Genomic DNA, 19,050 nt, shown 5'->3' with positions numbered 1-19,050 from the left:
AGTGAATACGTTTTTAGCATTAAGTAAAAAAGAAATCAATCAAATGACAAAGGAATATAAAGTAGTTTGGTTACCAATTGTATTTATCCTACTAGGCTTAACTCAACCGATCATGATGCATTTCTTGCCTGCTATTTTACAATCAATGGGTGGGATTGAAGGGATTATGATTGATCCTACATTGGCAAAGCCAAAGGGACAAGAAGTGCTTGCCTCCACCCTTAATTCCCAATTTGATCAACTAGGTATTATCATACTTGCCATTGCGACGATGGGCATTATTCAAGGAGAAAAAGCCAATGGGATGATGGCATTCATTTTCACAAGGCCTGTCTCTATCTCATCCTACTTAAATAGTAAGATCCTTAGTCATTATGTTTTAGCTGTTCTATGTATTGCTCTAGGCTATGCAATGTCCTTTGGCTATACATCTTATTTATTTACCTCTGTACCGATAACTCATGCATTGATAGCTTTAGTATTTTATTGTATTTGGCTGTTATTTGTCATAACACTTGTTACCATGATGAGCACATTTTTTAATAGTTCACCATTTATTGCTTTAATAAGTATAGCTGTCTTATTTATTTGTCGTTTATGTGCTGGTTTACATCCATTCTTAGATGTACTTAATCCTGCTAGTAATAGCTTGTATGCTACAACGATATTAGTGACAGGTGACGTGGAAACATGGTATTACGTTACTATTGTTGTCACACTGTTGCTTGTACTATTAATGATGATTATCATGCATCATTTTATTGCCAAAAAGAAATTTTAATGGAAGGATTCCTCGACAAATGAATGTAAAAGTAAATCGAAGGAGCAAAATTCCTTATTATCAGCAACTTACCCAGCAACTGCATTTATTAATCGCGACAGGAAATTTAAAAAAGGGTGATCATTTGCCTTCTATTCGCAAGTTAGCGACACAAATAAACCTCAATCTTCATACGGTTCGTAAAAGCTACAAAGAGCTTCAAAAAAAGGGGATTATCACCATTAACCCTCATACTAGAGCACTTGTTACTGTAGATTCTAATAAAGCAAAGACTATTTCACTTCAACAACTATCGATGAGTGTGGAACAAATAATGATAGAAGCCTATATTTTAGGCATTAACGAATGCCAACTAAAAGAAATGTTTCATAAGAACTTACAAAAATATTATGTGGATAGTGAAAGAGATGGTTTCTAATAAAGTGACCATCTCTTTTCATTTTTATCTAAATTAAAAACACAGCTACAATCGTTGTCACAATCAGCCCAATAACGACAGGAATTAAGTTACGTCTTGCCAATTCAAATGGGCTCACATTACAAATTGCAGCAGCGGGAATTAACGCCCATGGAATCAAAGTACCGCCGCCTACCCAAATCGCTGTGATTTGCCCTAAAGCAGTTAAAGTGGCTGTTCCCCCTCCAATGGCATTGCCAAAGAGACTGCCAACTGATCCTGCTAGGGAAATTCCAGAGAAGCCCGAACCATCTAATCCAGTAATGGCACCGACGACCGCCAACGTGATAACCGCAATTTCCTTTGTTAAAGGGACGACCGCTGCAAGACCAACACCAAGATCATTCACAATACCATGCGAGGTAGCAGGTAGGTGGTCACCGAGAATTTGTGTGAAGCCAGCATCTCCAAGATAGAAGAATGCGGCGATTGGGATAACAGGCCCGAAAACTTTAAAGCCGAATTGGAATCCTTGAATCAAATAGCTTGTCGTCTTCTCGAGCCCTTCTCCTTTATGAGTAACAACACTAAGCAAAAGTAAAATAAAAACAGAGGTTCCACCGATTAAAGCAGTTGCATCGCCGCCCGTTAAATTGAATACTGACATAGCGATGACGTCTAAGATAAAGGCAATGGGAATAAGCACGGCGAAGAAACGTTTTTGACCAATTGACAGTAAATTTTCCGCAGTTTCTTGTTCGCCATCCTCCTCTTCGTTGTTGCCAGTATTTAAAAGCAGCGTTCCTCGCTTCATATCTCGCCGTAAAAAAATATAAGCAACAATTGTGGTTACAACGCCCATTGTAATGACGAGTGGAATACTAGCCGAAACTACATCTCCAACAGGGATACCCGCAGCATCAGCCGTTAATTTTGGAGCCCCTTGTATGACAAAATCACTTGATAACGCAATCCCGTGCCCAAATAAGTTCATCGCCATAGCAACGCCAAGTGCCGGAAGTCCCGCTCGAATGGCAACAGGCAAGAGCACAGCTCCTAATAATGCAACTGCAGGAGATGGCCAGAAAAACCAGGAGATTAACATCATTAACAGACCAATCGTCCAATAGGCAAGGGCAGGTGTTTTAATGATCTTTGTGAAAGGTGCAACCATGACCTCATTAATACCTGAAGACATCATCACTCGACTCATAGCAACGATAATCGAAATAATAAGAATTGTTGATAACAGCTCTGTAATGGCATAGATAAAGCTGTTAAAAACGCCACTGATAGACGAAGTTAAATCGCCAGTCGCAACGATTGCGAGCACAAAGATGCCAAGTATACAAATGAGGGTGGTATCGCGACGTTTAACCATAAATCCGATGATGAGCACAATAAAAACAACGTAAATCCAATGGAGAGCTGTGAATTCAATCCCCATAACGTTTCCCCCTCAATATTCGACCTGATTCTATAGAATATGAAGAGAAAAAAAGATGGTGATGATTTTGAAAAATTTCGCTTTAGATGAACAGCAATGTGAATTGATAAGCGCAATAACTAATGAAAAGAGATGAAGCATAAGTAATTAGGAGGGGCATAATAGAGGTAGTAGAAATGGGGTTATTCCTATATTTATCAATGAGTAGATATTGTGAGAAAATTTCTTTAGATAAGGCACATTTAAACAAGATAAATGAACACCAAGAAGGTATCTATCAGATATATTTTCCATTCTTTTAGGTACTTTTTTGTTTCTATAGCACTTTTAAGTACGTACTTTTTATTGTGTTAGATATATTTCATAATGACATTTGTAAGACGAGAATGAATGATGAGGTATTTTATCGTGTAAACTTTTTCTTATTAAAGAAAGTAGAAAAAATCAAAAGTATTGCAGATCGTCATCAAATCAGCATTAAGTCAGCTGCTTTACAATTTTCATTGGCGAACCTAGCAGTTGCTACGGTTATTCCTGGCGCAAGTAAACCAGAGCGAATTGCAGAAGACAAAGCTGCATTAAATACAGTATTCCGCCAGCATTCTGGAAAGAAATGCGTGAACAAAAACTAATAGCTCCTCATGCACCACTTCCAATCGATCTTAAGTAAAGAGAGTATGAAATGGCTTAGAAGGATTTACAAAGGATTTTAGAATAATCTGGTTACTGACAACTGTTTTCTAGATATATGGCATTTTAAAGATACTTCAGCAGCCAAGTGCTAAAAAAAGCCTTGGCTGTTTATCTTAGTATTTCCTGTTTTTATAAGAAGACTGATTTGAAATAACACTGATAGGTAAGACTTAGCTTGTATACCTTTGTAGAGAGCCACACTATAAGGGCTATATAGGTGTATGTCTTGTGTTTAAATTACTGATTTAAGAAATGATGGAATCCATGCTTTATAAGAGTAACCTTTTCATTTTACTCATCATGGTCATCTAGATATTTTTAACTTTTCAATAGGAGATGTTTAAATGGTTGAAGAATTTTTTTATAAAAATATACTAAAAAATCTCTTTTCAGACCCTGTTCAAATTACACTTTGGAATGGTGAAACCTTACATTATGGTGAGGGAAAACCTCGTTTCCATGTAACATTCCATAAGCCTCTATCAAAAAAAGAGGTTGCTATGGACCCTTCTATTGCATTTGGTGAAGCATATATGAATGGAGATCTTGAAATACAAGGAGATCTTGAAAAAGCAATTCAATCTATTTACAAAAAGCAGGATAGTTTTTTAGGGAATAGTAAATTGCAATATTTCAAAAGTAAATGGAATTTCTCCAAACAAAAAAATAAAGAAGATATTGCTCACCATTATGATATCGGGAACGACTTCTATAAATTGTGGCTCGATGACACAATGACATATTCTTGTGCATATTTCAAAAGCGATAAAGATACTCTAACAGCAGCTCAACATAATAAAGTAAATCATATTTTAAGGAAGTTAAATCTTCAGAAAGGTGATACTTTATTGGACATTGGTTGTGGATGGGGTGAACTGATCACAGCTGCAGCAAAGCAATATGGTGTTAAAGCCATGGGCGTAACATTAAGTGAGGAGCAATATGCACAAACTTCTGAGCGAATTAAGCAAGAGGGACTTACTGAGTTGGTTGAAGTATCTTTACTTGATTATCGTGATATTCAAGGTCGTAAATTCGATAAAATTGTTAGTGTAGGCATGATTGAACATGTAGGAAAAGATCACATTACGGAATACTTTGAAACTGTGAATACACTATTAAATAACGGCGGGTTATCTCTGCTTCATTGTATTTCATCGCCAACGAATGGTGCTACAAATGGATGGATTGAAAAATATATTTTCCCTGGCGGATATGTTCCTGCTGTCAACGAATTAATTACCAATATGACAAATCAACAATTTTATATAGTTGATGTGGAAAGCTTACGTAGACATTACGGTAAAACCTTACAACACTGGGCTCGAAATTTTGAACATGCGCTAGGTGAAATTCGTCAGACTAAAGATGAGCGATTCATTCGTATGTGGCGCTTATATTTAAATGCCTGTGCAGCTTCATTCTTTACAGGTAATATTGATTTACATCAATTTGTATTTACAAAAGGCATTAATGATTCAATTCCTATGACGCGATCTTATATGTATGAATAAGAGGATAATCTATCCTTAACAAGGAGAAAGAAAAGAATGACAGAAATTATAATCAATGCGGTTTTAAAAGCTAAATCTGGGAAAGGTGAACTGCTTAGAAAAGAGTTATTAAACTTAGTTGAAGCATCTCGAATGGAAGACGGCTGTCTCCAATATACTCTTCATGAATCTGTTGAAAATAGTGATACATTTATTTTTTATGAAAGATGGAAAGATGAAGAGGCGCTTATATTTCATATGAACGCTGAACATTATAAATATTGTGGTCAGCAAACAGAACCGCTACTGGAAAAACAAGAGATTCATCGTTTACAAATAGTAAATTCTTAAATGAAAGATCCTATGGCACCGTTCACATTCTCAATAGATAATACGACATAACCCTAAATGCGTTAAAAAGGAAAAAGAGACTGTCTTGTGTTTGACAGTCTCTTTTTCCTTCTCATTACGATGTTTGCTGCATGGCTATATCATCATCACGTTGTTTTAACATGACATCTTCGCCATTTTCCTGTAATAATTCAACATGCTTTTCGCCCCAAGTGCAAAGCATGTTTAGAATAGGTTCCATTCCTTGTCCATAAGTGGTTAAGGAATATTCCACTTTGGGCGGTACTTGATTAAAGACCTTTCGGTTGATTAATCCTGCCTGTTCTAATTCTCTTAATTGACTTGTGAGCATTTTTTGGGAAATACCTGGAATTAATCGTCGGAATTCATTTGTTCGAATTTTACCATGGTGGTTCAAATGACAAAGAATAACCGGTTTCCATTTACCGCCAATGACTTCAAGTGTAGCTTCAACACCAATATTATAAATTTTTTGCATTGTAAACCTCCTATAATATACAAAAGTAACTAAAAGTACTGTACATTCTTTTTAAGTATGTATATATTACTACACAATATTAAAAAAATCAAAGGAACTTTATTCTAAAACTCCATATCAATCTAATGTGAGTCATTATGTAAGGCTCAGAACTACTATCTTATATCCTCATCTTCGCAAACCATCTCAAATTAACTATCAAATCAACGTAACAATCATTTTCCTAGCGTTTTAAACTTCTCTTAAAAGATTCTTCAATAGCATTCCAAAACAAGATAATTGAAAGTAACAAGCTTTTATATTAAAATACCTTTATAGATTATCGATAATCTATAATCCATAATATATAACACCTTTAGCTAATCACCCTATACACTGAACTATGTTAAAATAGAAGATATAAATTTAATGGAGTGGTTTAATGGGGTTTGATGAAAATTCAATTTCAAAAAAAACAATTTCTGAGCAAATAGCTGAACGATTATTATTTCGTATATTTTCTGGGTATTATGAACAAGGTCAGCGCTTAATAGAAGCGGAAATTGCAAAAGAGTTACAAGTAAGTCATGCACCTGTCCGTGAGGCTCTTTATCTTTTACAAAAAGATGGTGTAGTTGAAAAAGTTCAACATAAAGGTGTAAGAGTGAAGATTATAACGGATCAGGAATTGAAGGATTATTTGGAAGCGCTTTATTACCTATTGGATACTGCACTTACAAAGTGTGAATCTAAATGGACGGCCGATTTGCAAAGCGAACTATTACGTCGTTTTGAAGCAATGAAACAAAGAAAGTCTGCTGAAAATATTTATGAATATGTTGTTTCGTTTGCACACTTATTACAATTGTTTTTTGATGTTACAGGAAATATTGCGATGCTACGATTTTTTAAAGAAACCATATTTGTTACAAACGTAGCTGCACAAACAAAATGGAAAATGAATCTAGTTGAATCCTATCATATGTCCATCAATACATTTATCAAGTGTATAGAAGCATCGGATTTTGATAATGCACGAGTAGCTATTAAAGATGTTATTTTATGGTACCAATTTAAATAATTTTGGGGGTAACATAAATGAAAGCTGCAGTTTGGCATGGTGTGAAAGATATTAGAGTCGAAGAGGTTGAATTACGAGCTTTAAGAGAAGAAGAAGTGAAAGTAAAAGTAGCGTGGGCTGGTATTTGTGGAAGTGATTTGCATGAATACGAAGAAGGTCCCGTTTTCGTACCAGTTGATGTCAAAGCTGAATTAACAGGTGAGGTTGCCCCACTTACAATGGGACATGAATTTGCTGGAATCATCGAAGAAGTTGGCGCTAAGGTTACTGATTTTAAAGCAGGGGACCGAGTTGTAATCAACCCTACTTTAACGTATAGAAACAAGCATGAAGATGTCGATCGTTATGATGGATTTAACTTTATCGGATTACATGGAGACGGTGGATTTGCAGAATATGTCAACGTCCCCGTAACAAATATCCACCGTTTAGCAGATAATTTAACATTACAAGATGGTGCACTTGTAGAACCAATGGCTGTTGCTGTACAAGCTGTCAAAGATGCTGGGGTTACACTAGGAGATTCAGTTGCAGTATTTGGGGCCGGACCAATCGGATTATTAACAGTAATCGCTGCCAAAGCATCTGGTGCAAGCAAAGTTATTGTATTAGATTTATCTGACGAACGACTAGAGAAGGCAAAAGAATTAGGGGCAACTCATGTTATTAACTCAGGTAAAGAAAATCCTGTACAAGCAGTTCGAGCAATCGTAGCAGATGGAGTTGATGTATCCTTTGAGGTTGCTGGAGTAGCTCCTACCTTTAAACAAGCAATTGATGTAACAAAACCTCGTGGTAATATGATGATTGTTTCGATTTTTGCTAGACCGATCGAATGGAATCCAATGCAACTTACAAATACAGGTGTTAATGTATTATCATCAATTGTTTATACACCATCAATTTTCCAAAGAACAATAGATGCTATGAGCTCTGGTCAACTAAAACCACAAGGAATCATCACAAGTCAAATTGAACTAGATGAGATTGTTGACAAAGGATTCAAAACGTTAACAAGTGACAAAACACAATCTAAGATTTTAGTTGCGATAAGTGGAGAAAAATAATATAGATTAATGTATATCTAACGGAGCATGGCTAATTACAGCCATGCTCTTTTCGTCTAGTCTCCTGACATAACATTGTTTTACTCGGAATTTGATAGAGGGAAGGGGGCTTGAAAAATTAGTCTCGACTTTTTTCACTATCAACGTACAACAGGGGGCAGGGTACCAAATATCAATAGGAAAGATTTTTACATAAATCGAAAGCGTATTGTACTGAACTTGGACAGGCCGAGGACTTGATGCGCTTAGGAGTGTAATGAGACAAGAACAAATGACAAAAGGAATCCAGAATGAACTTCTAGATTCCTTGAGTGATATAACTTAATTTCTTTCTTTTGCTCTTTGTGTGTCTCTAATGTTCTTTTGGACCGTAATGGATGCAAATAAACTAAGAACAAAGGACATACCATAAAAACCTTTTTCGCTTAAAACAATACTTCCAGCATTATATAACCCAATACCCATTAATGAAATAGATAGAATAAGTGCGATCCAACTAATACCATAATAAATACTAGTAACGGGTATTCCCTCATCTTTGTCTCTTACCGCTTTTTGTAACGATATGGCTGAATAGAGTCCGAAAACTAAAACGGCTAAGTAATACCCTTTTTCATTTAGTTGCATCGTTGCGTTGAACAATCCTATAAGATAAGCAGAAACACCTACTAGCAAAGCTGCCCAAGAAGCACCTTTAAAAGCAGCAGTCGGTTCTCCCTCTTTTCTTTCTATTTTAATTTTCTGATCAGGTTGTTTTTCCTTATCTAATGAAGTTTCATTTTGATTAGACAATGAATCCTTCTCCTCCTTCTTTCACTGTATAAAAACATTCTATCATTCTAAAAGGATGTTATGAGAACAGAAATTTACAAAATCTCACTTTCAGTAAAAAAGCAACTCTTTTTGTAGGAAACAGCTTAAATTTGTCCTATTTTGTAAAAATATAGACGGTTAATATGGATTATAAATGGTGCAACTGTGCCTAGTTCTTCAATGACAACAAAACTATAAAGGCTTCATGGTGATTTTTTGGAAAATTCTATTGTGTACTAAGATTAACTTTGTTTCAGATTATTCAAAGACACAGCTGATTATGTCAATGCACCGCTATATTAGACTTGCGACTACAATAATAGAAATCATAAAAATGATTGATAACAGCTTTGTTTTGCCACAAATAAAGCTGTTAAAAACCACACTATTGATGAACTGAAATCACCAGAGACTACAAACGCTAACATGAATATGCTTCTTCCCATAACGTTTGCCCTACATTATTCAACTTCTTTCTATAGAATATGAAGAAATAAAAAGAAGGTGATGATTTTAAATTCGATTAGTTGAAATGGAAGGTAAATTACAGAAGTAAACGATTAAACGCAGGATATAATGCTAGTAAAATTGGATATTCTTATAAAAGAACTCAATTTATACATGAGAGTTTTTCTATTAAAGTTTGTAAACTATAATATCCTATAAGGAGTGATGTGTTATGCAAATAAAACAATATAAATTTAATGATTCGGATAAAATAAACTAGACTATTATAGGAGGAATCCAAATTTGATTTATTTAAAATCTATTGATCAAAGTAATTGGGAAGATTGCATAGAACTGAAAGTAAAGCAGGAACAGCAAAGTTATGTAGCATCAAATTTGTATTCAATTGCGGAAAGTAAAATATTTCCTCATTTAAAAATTAAATCAATCTACTGCAATGAAAAGTTAATAGGTTTTGCAATGTATGGAATAGATTCAGACGATGGGAACTACTGGATTTATAGATTTATGATTGATGAACGTTTCCAAGGACATGGATATGGTAAGACCGCAATGAAATTAATTATTCAAGATATAGAAGGCAGAAATGATTGTACTGACGTAGTATGGCTTGGGTATCAACCGGAAAACGAACAGGGAAGAAGATTATATGCGAGTGTAGGATTTGAAGAAGTAGGAATTGCTCCATGGGGTGAAATGCTGGCTAAATTTAGCTTTTCTTCATGAAGCTGAAGCATTTAGGTAAAAAAAAATATTATTTTTAGTTTCTTTCATTTTTCGAAGTTAATTTTGCAGGGAATGAACCATCCTAATTAGATTTTAGCCAAAAAGCCCGAACTATTTACAAAACATTAATTTAATGTTCTGTAAATTGTTTGGGTTTTCAATTTATAGGGATAACTTTTACTTCAACATTTTCTTGTGATATTTATAAGTCAATTGTTTATTTACCGTATATTGGCTGAATCTTTTATTAATTAAATGAATATTGACGTGAAGTAACAAAAAACGCAATATTATTTTTTTGCGTGAACACGCAAAAAGAATGCGTAAGTAAACTTAATTTTGACGGAAAATACGGATTCTGTAGACACCAAAGTCCGCTATGCTCAATGAGTACTTTAAGAAATTAAAGTTCATTTTGAGAATAACAGGAGGGGTTTTGTCATGTCTGAGGTTTACCGTAAACTTGTAGATTTTTTCAACTTGTCTGATCCGAACTATATCCGTTTCGTCCGTAAATATGAAGCCAAAACAAAAAAAGAAATTGCTTTTTACTTGTTTATTGGTTTGTTACCCGGTCTGATAGCATATGTTTTCATCTATCCGCTTCGAGAAATGATAATGGCATGGACCGACTTATCAGCTCATTATTTGCAGTTATATGTGCTTGTCCTAATGAGTGCCGGCTGGCATATGCTCGTTCCTTTCCTAATGCTACGATACAAGGACAGACTTTCATTCAAGGAATCACTCGTATACTTAGGCTTCACCAGACTTGATCTGAAAGGGCTGGTATTCGTCTTTCCGATTTTGACGATTCTATTCACGCTTTTATCGTTACCTTATGTAAAATATGTCTATCCACCATTTTTTGAATGGCTGAATGGGTTCCCTGCTTTCCATATGGGGGAATGGCATGTTTTTTATCAAGGATACTATGATCCAGCTTTTCCGTTACCGTTATTGCTAATTGGCCTAATTGGAAATTTTATCGGTGAGGAAATTTATTTTAGGGGTTATTTGCTACGTAAAGTGGGAATTCTCAAGTTTGATTGGCTATGGATTGCCATTATTTTTCAACTCTATCACATGTGGCAAGTGCCAATTAACTGGGCGTACGTACCGTTAGCCATAATGATTCCTGAAGAAATCTTAGTGAAGTTGCGCAAAAATATTTATGGCGCTATCCTGCTGCATTTATTTGTCAATTTTTTATGGGGGATGATTAACATGTATTTAGTGGGAGTTCGATAAGCTCTTAGCATGTCATTCACCTTTACTTTTATGCTCGACTAAGTGATTTATTAGAGTAATATATTTAAAGAGAGGTGAGTGGATTTGCAAAAAATAGCCCGTAAATATAATTTAGCTGTATACAGTTCAGCCTTGTTATTTTTACTTGTTGCAGGTTATATTCATGCCATTACTTTAAAGAATCCATATACTGGTTTAATGTTCCTTGAAGACGGAAACACCTGGGTCGTTGCATCCATCGATCCAGCCGGTAAGGTTAGAGAATGGGACATCCATATCGGTGACAGACTTTTGACGGTTGATGGTCAAAAGCCAGAAATAATGAAATTAGGTAATCGTGCTTATCTGAAGAAATTGGGGGTACTTCAGTTCGAGCGCGAGGGCTTGGGTCGCTTCGAATTGCGTAGTGAATTAGCAATGTCAGAAGTTTATAAAAGTTTGTATGCAGCATGCGTGGAATTGGCGCTGCTCGTTATCGGACTGGCTGCCTATAGGAACAAGCCTGAGTCCTATATGGTGCGTCGTTTTTATGCATTAAATGTATTTATGGCGGCGACGCTGCTATCGGTCTATTCAACAGAGACTGTGCTTACTGGACTAATATTGCCTGTCGTTGTTAGTTGGTTGCCTTACCTGCTATTTGCTTTCTTCGTTGCCTTCGTATTTCGCACGGTCCCAAGGTGGATTGGTTTAGTAATGGCTGTCTATCGGGTATTGGCAGCTATGTTCGCTGTATATGCTTTACTAGTTTTCTCGCTAGGGGTCATCCCAGGATGGACCAGGAGTGCTCTTAATGCAGCACTGATTGGTACATTACTTGCCCTATTCGTCATTACTATCATATATTGGCGTACGATGGATCGCGCTGAAAAAAATCAGCTTCTTACATTTGTTGCTGCGTTGACATTTGGCCTGTTACCTTACCTGTTTTTATATGCACTCCCTGATCTACTATGGGGGGAATACATAGTGTTGCCGGATATGACATTGGCCGGTCTTATTGTTTTCCCAGCTTCCATCCTAACGTTGTGGACCAGACAAAAGCTGCTAGATATCCGTTTTTATCTCCCTAGTTTAGTTATTAATGGATTATTTTTGGGGATTGCAACTATCCTGATAGCAGCGCTTATACGTTCTAGTGCATCTCTACTAACACTTATATTGTGTGGTGCGTTTATTATTCTCACATTGCTACACCGACTTGGACTTGATAGTTTCAAACGACAGAGGAAGAAACGGGAAAATCTATTGGATCAACAAAGGTTAGAGATGTCGATTAGGCTTGCTGAACATCGTAATAGCCGTGATCTATTACGAATGCTTGCCGAGCTCGTCCATAGCGTGACAGATATTGAAGGGCTTTGCTTCGTCTGGAATCGGGGAAGTGAAGCTATTATCTATGGAACAGGCCAATTTACCGAGACGCATACCAATTTTAGCCAACCTTCACTAACTGTTTTTGCACAAGTGATGAATCTTGTACAGCCTGATGGAAAGGTCATAGGCTATTTGGGACTTGGTTCAAAAAAAAATAATACTTCCTTTACGCCTGAAGAACTAAGCTTAATCAACAAAGTAAGGCAAGAAACCGTTAGTCTCCTGATGGGTGCTGCTTTACTCGATGAACTAAGAGGAGCGAGAAGTGAATTACCAAAGGAAACCTCAGAATACAGATTGCTAGAAGCCCAGCAGGCAGAGCGGATTCGGTTGTCATATTACTTGCATGATCATGTGTTGCAGAATCTAATTTTTCTTGCTCGCGATTTGGAAGAGTTACACGATACCGAGCGAAGTGACAGGCAGTTAACCGCCGTTTGGTTAAAATGTTTGTACGATACGCAACGTGACATCCGAAAGCTATGCGATGATTTATATCCTCACATCATTGACCAGGCGGGGTTAGATGCAGCACTGCTCTGGCTCGCACGCACAGTTAAAGAGAACGGAGGCCCTGCAATTAAGTTGGACAACAAATTGCCAGCTACGTTGCCTCCATTATACAAAATGACACTATTTCGAATTGTTAGGGAGCTTGCAAATAATACGGTTAAGCACGCGAAGGCACAAAAGTTGGAAATTCAGCTATGGGAAAATGATGACGCGTTCTGTGGAAAGGTAAGTGATGATGGCATCGGATTCGATCCAGTACAAGCTAAAGACAGTACTGACTCTAAAGGGTTTGGGCTTGTCACAATCAGTAGTCAAGTAGCTCAATTTGGAGGAGGTATCGAGATTGAATCGGAAGCTGAACGAGGTACTATTGTCTTTATTAGACTGTCAAAACTGGGAGGTGAAGCAAATTATGGATCAACCAATCAAAGTTCTGTTACTCGATGATCATCCACTTGTCATGGAGGGATTGAAAAATCGACTAGAGCGTGAGCAGGATATGCAGGTCGTAGAGACATTCAGTGACCCGCTTGAGGTGATTAAACGTATCGGTACATTGAAGCCGGACGTCGCCGTAATTGACATTTCAATGCCAGGTATGACGGGATTTGACTTGGCAGTAGAAATAAAGCGGACTTACGATATGGCAATCAAAATGATCGTGCTGTCGGGTTATGTCTACGATGAATATGTGCAAAAAGCTTATGAGATAGGAATACATGCTTATTTATCGAAGCAGGCGACCTATCCACAAATAATAAATGCCATTCGGCAGAGTATGCTTGGTCTGCGGCTCGTACCGGAAAATATCACTACATTACCGAGAGCTGATCAATTAACACCAACAGAAAAGGCTGTACTAAAGCAAATAGCGCTTCAGAAGACAAATAAAGAAATTGCTAGGGAGCTAGCTATGAGTCAGCGGACGGTGGAATATCATATGGCGGCAATTAACCAAAAGCTTGAGGTGAAGACAAGGGTCGGGGCGGTAGCAAAAGGCTATGAAATGGGATTGCTAGAACGCTTATACGACAGAAGCTAGCATTAAAGTGTTAATTGCCGCTATAGCGATACTTTTTACATTAGATAGTGAATAGTGAAGTAGGAATGAGTCTGAGTGCCAAACGGCCCATGGCAACATTAATATAAATTTGTAATAAAGCACATAGTTAGATTAATAATTGAAGAAACGGATTTGGATTAAGAAGAAATCTCCAACTCCGTTTCTCTAAAGAAAAAATTATAGAATTACTTCTTCTCTGTAGTAAAATAAAGTAAGGATATAATTGGAAATGTTATTCCAACCCATAATGCTGTACTCCATCCTCCCTCGGCATATGCCCACCCCCCTATTGCAGATCCAATTGCACCGCCAAAAAAGAAAATAGCCATGAATAACCCATTCAGCCGACTACGAATTTCGGAACTCAACGAGAAAATCTCGCGTTGTCCGAGCACAAGATTTGCGGATACTCCAGCATCCAACAATAACGATGAAACTACGAGAACAGCTATTCCGATGGGTGAACTTGTTTGGATGATAAGTGGCAATAAAAGAGAAATAACAACTGTAAGGAGTGCTATTCCTGTTGCAAGTCTAGTAAAGCCACGATCTGCAATTCGTCCGGCTATGGGTGCAGCTACTGCACCTGCAACTCCAACTAGCGCGAATAATGCAACTTCTTTCTGAGAAAAATGAAACATAGAGCTAGTTAACAGTTGAGGAACTGTAGTCCAAAATAAACTAAAAGATGCAAATACACATGCATGATATGCAGCCCGACGGCGTAATATTGGGGTTGTTCTTAGCAAATGCCACATAGAATAGAGCAGAGCTAAATAGTGAGTGTCAGTTGAAGGCTTTCTTGTAGGTAACACCTTCGCAAGTACGATAGCTAAAATAATAATAGCTATAGCAGATAAAATAAATATGGCATGCCAGCCAAAAAAATCAGCGACTAAGCTCGATAAAGGACGTGATAGCATAATTCCAAGTAACAAACCGCTCATCACATTGCCAACAACTCGCCCGCGTGAAGAATCGGATGCAAGATAAGAAGCAAAGGGGACGAGTACTTGGGTAGCTACCGAGCCTAAACCAATGACAAATGAAGCGGCTAGGAACAACCAAGTTTGTTTAGACAGTGCTGTAATGATGAGAGCAACTGCCGTGATAAGTAAAGATGAGACAACTAACTTCCGATTTTCTAAAATATCTCCTAAAGGCACGATAAATAACAAACCGACTACGTAACCGATTTGTGTTAACGTAACGATAAAGCCAGAACTGTTTGCTGACAACCCGATTGATGAGCTAATTACTCCGACTAAGGGCTGTGCATAATACAGATTAGCAACAATGATACCGCATGCTGTTGCCAACAGGAAAGTTAACCAAGAAGGGATGTTTTTTTCAAATGTTTGTTTAGTTATATTAGGCATACTGAACAACTCCTTATGTGAAAATTTATTGTTTAAACACTAATAATTACAACGCCATGTTGTTTCCTCCCTTAAGTTTTGTTCAATTATAAATACTAAACGTATAGTATATAAAATGATTAACAACATAATATACTGAACGTACAGTTTTGTAAATAGGCAAATCCAACTTTCTGTTTTTCTATATAATTGATATACTGAACTTATAGTTTTTAAATTCCGGAAGAAAGGTGATACTTATAATGGATGGTAAAAGAGGGAGACCACGTAATTTAGAAGCACAAAACTCAATCCTATCAGCATCGTATGATTTATTATTAGAAAACGGGTTTCAGGCTGTAACTGTTGATAAAATTGCAGAATGTGCCCAAGTTAGCAAAGCAACTATTTATAAATGGTGGCCAAACAAGGCTGCTGTAATAATGGATGGTTTTCTTTATGCTGCCTCAGAAAGATTGCCTGTGCCTGACACTGGTTCGGCATACGATGATATACTTATTCACGCCACAAATTTAACGAAGTTTTTGACGAGTCGAGAGGGGACAATAATTAAGCAATTATTAGGAGAAGGACAATTTGATTCCGGATTGGCAGATGCCTATCGTGATCGATATTTTCGCCCTCGCCGACTTGAAGCAGGCAGTCTTTTAGAAAAAGGGGTAGAACGTGGTGAATTGAAAAAAAATATCGACATTGATATATGTATTGATTTAATTTATGGTCCAATTTTCTATCGATTACTTGTGACCGGCGAACCATTAGATGAATCCTATGTACAACAATTAATAGTAAACGCTTTTGAGGGAATTCGTACTATCAAGCAGTAAAAATAGGTTTACTGGAATCTTATTTTCAAACCTTAAAATAGCCGGGGGCACATATATAGTGCAAAACCTTAGTGTGATTATAATAATGAGTGATACCTCTGTAAAACAAACATTTATCTTTACATAAGGGAAACTTCATGCTATGGTATCTATTACTATTATTTACAGAAAAGAGGTGAAAGCAATGATAACAGTTTTTAGAATTTTGTTCGGTAAAAATGCAAAACTTGGAAATCGTTTGGCGTATAAAGGGAGTGGTCTGTCCTTTTTTAAGCCAAATAACCAAACAAAATCAGTTATCGGAGCTTTTTCTCTACAGCAAATAAACTTTAATTCAATGACATAAATAATGTCCTTGATTATTTGTGTAAGATTTTTTAAGCGTAGTAACACCGATAATTGTGTCGGTGTTTTTTTGTGCTTAATTTTATAAAAAAGGTTAGATGATAACTCCCTCAAATTTTACTCAAGCAAAAAAGAGTTAAATTGAAGGGTGAGAAAATATGCAACAAAAAAACAAGTATGCAAGAATTCAAGAGTTCTTAAATCAGAATAATTTCCCTAATTTTAGAATGAACCAAATTACAAATGCTATATTCCAAGGTCGGATAAATAATTTCACTGACATAACGGTTCTTCCTAAATCCCTAAGAGAAATGTTAATAAAGGAGTTTGGAGAATCGATTTTAAATATTGAAGCGTTAAAAGTACAACATTCTGAACAAGTGACAAAAGTTCTATTTGAAATTGTAGGGGATGAAAAAATAGAGACAGTAAATATGAAATACAAAGCTGGTTGGGAGTCATTTTGCATATCCTCTCAGTGTGGCTGTAATTTTGGTTGTAAATTTTGTGCTACTGGAGATATAGGATTAAAACGCAACCTCACATCAGATGAAATTACAGACCAAATTTTGTATTTTCACTTGAAAGGACATTCAATTGATAGTATTTCTTTTATGGGAATGGGGGAAGCATTAGCTAATGTACAAATTTTTGATGCTTTAAATGTTCTTACAAATCCGAGGTTATTTGCTTTAAGTCCTCGCAGATTATCAATTTCGACTATAGGCATTATTCCAAGCATTAAAAAGTTGACTCAAAATTATCCGCAGGTTAATTTGACTTTTTCATTACATTCTCCATTCAATGACCAGCGAAGCAAGTTAATGCCAATTAATGATCAATTCCCTTTATTGGATGTAATGGACACTTTAGATGAGCATATACGGGTGACCTCAAGAAAGGTTTATGTTGCGTATGTTTTGTTAGCTGGAGTGAATGATTCTATTGAACATGCAAAAGAAATAGTAAATCTTTTAAAAAGTAGATATAAGAAAGGGAACTTGTACCATGTAAACATCATCAGATATAACCCAACTTTTAGTTCACCTATGAGATTTGAAGAAGTAGGTGAAAATCGTGTTGAAAACTTCTATAAAGAATTAAAGTCAGCAGGAATTAACGTTACGATAAGAAGTCAATTTGGCATAGATATAGATGCGGCTTGCGGGCAATTATATGGAAACTATCAAAAAACAATTACCAAATAAATAAAGGTGAAGGTAATGGTCAGAACGTGGGAAGTGCCATAAAAGCTAATGATCAAGAAGAAAATAGGAATGTTCCAGTAGAAAAAAAGTGGATTATAAAAGATACGATGTAATCCAAATTGGATGACCAATAAAAAAACAAGGTGAACTTGGGGGATATGTTATATAGGTTCATTGCGCTAAACTCCTTCTTATATAACTGTAAAGGAATAAGCTCATTCCTTCTAAAGTATTGAATACGTTTTTTCCTAGAAGATATACTACTTATGCAAGCAGAAATAAAAAGCAATAGGAGGCAATATCAAATTTTATAGATTGTAAGTTCATTTTGATATTGGCCGTGTAACAGCACTTGCGTTAGCGTGTCAGGTTCATCAGGTGCGATTGAAACGTAACCTGAATCAAATCTGGGATATATTTTAGAACATTACGTAGGAGGAACTTACTATGAGATTTCAAGATAAAGTTGTCATTGTAACAGGAGGGGCAAGTGGTCTTGGAGAAGCTACAGCACTTGAATTTGCAAAAGAAGGAGCGAAAGTAGCTATCGCTGATGTTGCAGATAAGGGACAAGCATACTCTGATGAATTGAATTCAAAAGGCTACGATACAATCTTTGTAAAGACTGATGTATCAAAAGAAGACGAAATTAAAAATTTAGTTTCTACAACGGTTGAAAAGTTTGGGAAATTAGATGTTATGTTTGCAAATGCTGGCATTAACATTGAGGCTGATGTACACGATCTAGATTTAGCATCTTGGCAAAAAGTAATTGATATTAATTTAACAAGTGTCTTTCTTTCAGATAAATATGCAATTGAACAATTCCAAAAACAAGGTACTGGTGGAGTTATAATTAATACTGGTTCTATTCATAGTCTAGTTGCACGTGATGGTCTTGCCCCATATTCAGCTTCAAAAGGTGGCATTAAAATGCTAACTCAACAAGTAGCTGCTAGATATAGTAAAGAAGGAATACGTGCAAATGCTATAGCTCCAGGTTATATTGAAACACCGCTTATGAACACATTATCACAAAATGTCATTGATAGCTTGGTAGGTCTTCATCCAATGGGACGTTTAGGTAAACCTGTAGAAGTAGCCAAAACAGTATTATTCCTAGCTAGTGATGATTCATCATTTATTTCAGGCGTAACTTTACCAATTGATGGTGGTTACACAGCTGTTTAATCTTTATAATTAAATACACATTTATCATGAACTGCATCCTACTTGTTAGCTATTAACTAACAATTGGAGATGCAGTTTTTTATTTTCACTTATGATTTAAT

General features: G+C 36.3%; 18 protein-coding genes and 1 pseudogene. 15 read left to right on the top strand and 4 right to left on the bottom strand.

Annotated elements, in window-relative coordinates; all coding sequences use genetic code 11:
- The first annotated feature begins 1 nt into the window (after nt 1).
- Together SJW71_RS17275 and SJW71_RS17270 are read left to right on the top strand one after the other, a co-directional pair.
- Complete coding sequence (locus tag SJW71_RS17275) at nt 2-781, top strand: ABC transporter permease (RefSeq protein ID WP_431811265.1); 780 nt, start codon at nt 2-4, stop codon at nt 779-781.
- Between the two features lie 19 nt (nt 782-800).
- Nucleotides 801-1,199, top strand: coding sequence for a GntR family transcriptional regulator (locus tag SJW71_RS17270; RefSeq protein ID WP_431811264.1), 399 nt, complete (start codon nt 801-803; stop codon nt 1,197-1,199).
- 28 nt (nt 1,200-1,227) lie between these two features.
- Here SJW71_RS17270 and SJW71_RS17265 read toward each other — a convergent pair whose 3' ends face one another.
- Entirely contained in the window at nt 1,228-2,625 is a 1,398-nt protein-coding gene (locus SJW71_RS17265) for a hypothetical protein (RefSeq protein ID WP_274796254.1), read from the bottom strand.
- A 422-nt stretch (nt 2,626-3,047) separates the two neighbouring features.
- On the opposite strand from SJW71_RS17265, the pseudogene SJW71_RS17260 reads away from it, so the two are divergent.
- The 3 genes and pseudogenes from SJW71_RS17260 to SJW71_RS17250 all read left to right on the top strand — a co-directional run.
- Nucleotides 3,048-3,295, top strand: a pseudogene (locus SJW71_RS17260) (aldo/keto reductase); the annotation flags it as partial.
- Nucleotides 3,296-3,662: 367 nt separating this feature from the next.
- Entirely contained in the window at nt 3,663-4,832 is a 1,170-nt protein-coding gene (locus SJW71_RS17255) for a class I SAM-dependent methyltransferase (protein ID WP_429979462.1), read from the top strand.
- Nucleotides 4,833-4,868: 36 nt separating this feature from the next.
- Nucleotides 4,869-5,162, top strand: a complete 294-nt coding sequence (locus tag SJW71_RS17250) for a putative quinol monooxygenase (protein ID WP_274796256.1) — start codon at nt 4,869-4,871, stop codon at nt 5,160-5,162.
- A gap of 115 nt (nt 5,163-5,277) precedes the next feature.
- Here the strand turns inward: SJW71_RS17250 and SJW71_RS17245 are convergent, their stop codons facing one another.
- Nucleotides 5,278-5,661 carry a winged helix-turn-helix transcriptional regulator gene (locus tag SJW71_RS17245; protein ID WP_274796257.1) on the bottom strand — a complete coding sequence of 128 codons (384 nt, stop codon included), beginning with the start codon at nt 5,659-5,661 and terminating at the stop codon, nt 5,278-5,280.
- A 421-nt stretch (nt 5,662-6,082) separates the two neighbouring features.
- On the opposite strand from SJW71_RS17245, the gene SJW71_RS17240 reads away from it, so the two are divergent.
- The gene (locus SJW71_RS17240) at nt 6,083-6,721 is read left to right on the top strand and encodes a GntR family transcriptional regulator (protein WP_274796258.1); all 639 of its coding nucleotides are present in this window, start codon (nt 6,083-6,085) and stop codon (nt 6,719-6,721) included.
- A 17-nt stretch (nt 6,722-6,738) separates the two neighbouring features.
- Nucleotides 6,739-7,788 carry a 2,3-butanediol dehydrogenase gene (locus tag SJW71_RS17235; RefSeq protein ID WP_274796259.1) on the top strand — a complete coding sequence of 350 codons (1,050 nt, stop codon included), beginning with the start codon at nt 6,739-6,741 and terminating at the stop codon, nt 7,786-7,788.
- A gap of 321 nt (nt 7,789-8,109) precedes the next feature.
- On the opposite strand, the gene yiaA is transcribed toward SJW71_RS17235, so the two are convergent.
- Entirely contained in the window at nt 8,110-8,580 is a 471-nt protein-coding gene (gene yiaA / locus SJW71_RS17230) for an inner membrane protein YiaA (RefSeq protein WP_274796260.1), read from the bottom strand.
- Between the two features lie 771 nt (nt 8,581-9,351).
- Here yiaA and SJW71_RS17225 point away from each other — a divergent pair.
- The 4 genes from SJW71_RS17225 (at nt 9,352) to SJW71_RS17210 (ending at nt 13,978) form a co-directional block, all read left to right on the top strand.
- The gene (locus tag SJW71_RS17225; RefSeq protein WP_431811263.1) at nt 9,352-9,795 is read left to right on the top strand and encodes a GNAT family N-acetyltransferase; all 444 of its coding nucleotides are present in this window, start codon (nt 9,352-9,354) and stop codon (nt 9,793-9,795) included.
- Between the two features lie 441 nt (nt 9,796-10,236).
- Nucleotides 10,237-11,046: a CPBP family intramembrane glutamic endopeptidase gene (locus tag SJW71_RS17220; protein WP_431811262.1), complete on the top strand. Its 810-nt coding sequence runs from the start codon at nt 10,237-10,239 to the stop codon at nt 11,044-11,046.
- A gap of 78 nt (nt 11,047-11,124) precedes the next feature.
- The gene (locus SJW71_RS17215) at nt 11,125-13,383 is read left to right on the top strand and encodes a sensor histidine kinase (RefSeq protein ID WP_431811261.1); all 2,259 of its coding nucleotides are present in this window, start codon (nt 11,125-11,127) and stop codon (nt 13,381-13,383) included.
- Entirely contained in the window at nt 13,349-13,978 is a 630-nt protein-coding gene (locus SJW71_RS17210; RefSeq protein WP_274796264.1) for a response regulator transcription factor, read from the top strand. Before SJW71_RS17215 ends, SJW71_RS17210 begins: the two co-directional genes overlap by 35 nt.
- 206 nt (nt 13,979-14,184) lie before the next feature.
- On the opposite strand, the gene SJW71_RS17205 is transcribed toward SJW71_RS17210, so the two are convergent.
- Nucleotides 14,185-15,378, bottom strand: a complete 1,194-nt coding sequence (locus SJW71_RS17205) for an MFS transporter (RefSeq protein ID WP_274796265.1) — start codon at nt 15,376-15,378, stop codon at nt 14,185-14,187.
- 242 nt (nt 15,379-15,620) lie between these two features.
- Between SJW71_RS17205 and SJW71_RS17200 the strand changes: the two genes are divergently transcribed.
- From SJW71_RS17200 to SJW71_RS17185, 4 genes are all read left to right on the top strand, one after another.
- The gene (locus SJW71_RS17200; protein ID WP_274796266.1) at nt 15,621-16,205 is read left to right on the top strand and encodes a TetR/AcrR family transcriptional regulator; all 585 of its coding nucleotides are present in this window, start codon (nt 15,621-15,623) and stop codon (nt 16,203-16,205) included.
- 184 nt (nt 16,206-16,389) lie between these two features.
- Nucleotides 16,390-16,551, top strand: coding sequence for a hypothetical protein (locus tag SJW71_RS17195; protein ID WP_274796267.1), 162 nt, complete (start codon nt 16,390-16,392; stop codon nt 16,549-16,551).
- A gap of 157 nt (nt 16,552-16,708) precedes the next feature.
- Nucleotides 16,709-17,758, top strand: coding sequence for a Cfr family 23S rRNA (adenine(2503)-C(8))-methyltransferase (locus tag SJW71_RS17190; RefSeq protein ID WP_431811260.1), 1,050 nt, complete (start codon nt 16,709-16,711; stop codon nt 17,756-17,758).
- Nucleotides 17,759-18,205: 447 nt separating this feature from the next.
- Nucleotides 18,206-18,949, top strand: coding sequence for an SDR family NAD(P)-dependent oxidoreductase (locus tag SJW71_RS17185; protein ID WP_274796269.1), 744 nt, complete (start codon nt 18,206-18,208; stop codon nt 18,947-18,949).
- Nucleotides 18,950-19,050: the final 101 nt, after the last annotated feature.

The sequence above is a fragment of the Lysinibacillus sp. FW12 genome (assembly GCF_050817245.1).
In the GTDB taxonomy this organism is placed as follows: Bacteria; Bacillota; Bacilli; order Bacillales_A; family Planococcaceae; genus Lysinibacillus; species Lysinibacillus irui.
Note: the sequence above shows the minus strand (reverse complement) of the source record. Positions and strands in the feature narration are given on the sequence as shown.